Genomic DNA, 1,145 nt, shown 5'->3' on the forward strand with positions numbered 1-1,145 from the left:
CAGGAAAATTCAGCGCAGCGGGATCTCCAAAAGGAAGTCTTGGCTCATATAGAAGTGCAGGGGTGGCTGGATGAAGAAGATGGCCCTGCCGCGAGCAGGGATGCCGGCTGGCCGGCCGCTTCCGATGTCCCCCAATGGCCCTGTTCCAGAGTATGGATCTGGTGCTGCGCCTGCAGTAGTGGGGATGTCTAGAAGGGGCTGATGGCCATGCGAACCTCAACCGGATGAGCGGGATGCAGAGGGTATTTTGAGCCGATCATCGGCCCTAATAGCCCTCATCACCCACCGGGCCTCTCCTACTGTGTACCTTCTTTTAGGCCCTGTTCCGCCCCGGGGGTCCCGCTTGCGCGCCGCGATTCTCTCCTAATCCTCCCCCCATTCTTTTCTGATTCTGGCCGCGTTGCGGCGAGTCGCTCAGGATCGGTGGGCCGGGGTTTTGCCGGGGAGAAGGCCACCTCCAGGGAGGCGATTGGCGCGGAGGAGGCGCTAGGGGGCCTATATAGGATTGTGCTAAATTCTGACGCCTTGAGGGTGTGCGTTGACTGCTCATTCTCAACTGCACTGCTATAATGAAAGACTTAAAGAGAGGTGCAATATGACCACGAAAACTAAAACCGTTCGAAAATTCAGTCGTGCTCGTCTTATCCGAGCGGTTGCCAGTTCTACTTCGGTTGAAACCCGGGAGCCTATCACGGTGATTGAAGCCCAGTTGGTCGCTGACGAGAGCAAGGCTGGTAAGTTCAGTCACCTTCAGCTGGCGACGTAGAACTGCGTTCGAGAGTGTCATTGATGAGCCGCTCAATGTGTTGGTAGTCATCAGTGGCACCGGCTTGTATCGATTTGAAGTAAAACTCCTGGTTTTCAGTAAATAAGGTGTAGTCGAGCGGCTCCCTTCCTGCCATCGCAACCATCACATCCATCAATAAGCGTGATATCCGGCCGTTCCCTTCTCTGAACGGGTGAATCTGAGTAAATTCGACATGACTTCTGGCTAAGTGCTTCACCAACTTCTCCTTGGTCAGATCGCTCAATGTCTCCAAATTCAGCAGGTAGTCGGCTTCGAACTGATCGACCAGGCCTGGCAGATACCTCGCGCCGGCGAATGTGAAATCCCCTTTAGACATGTTGACGCCTCTCAGGCAGCC

The 1,145-nt window shown here is 54.9% G+C and carries 2 protein-coding genes; one reads left to right on the forward strand and one right to left on the reverse strand.

Features of this window, described 5'->3' with window-relative positions; genetic code table 11:
* Positions 1–192: hypothetical protein (locus V6D20_24995; protein HEY9819039.1), on the forward strand; the 192-nt coding region annotated here is incomplete at its 5' end.
* 548 nt (positions 193–740) lie between these two features.
* On the opposite strand, the gene V6D20_25000 is transcribed toward V6D20_24995, so the two are convergent.
* The coding region (locus V6D20_25000) for a Fic family protein (GenBank protein HEY9819040.1) at positions 741–1,145 on the reverse strand (405 nt) is incomplete at its 5' end.

It is taken from the genome of Candidatus Obscuribacterales bacterium, assembly GCA_036703605.1.
Taxonomy (GTDB): Bacteria; Cyanobacteriota; Cyanobacteriia; order RECH01; family RECH01; genus RECH01.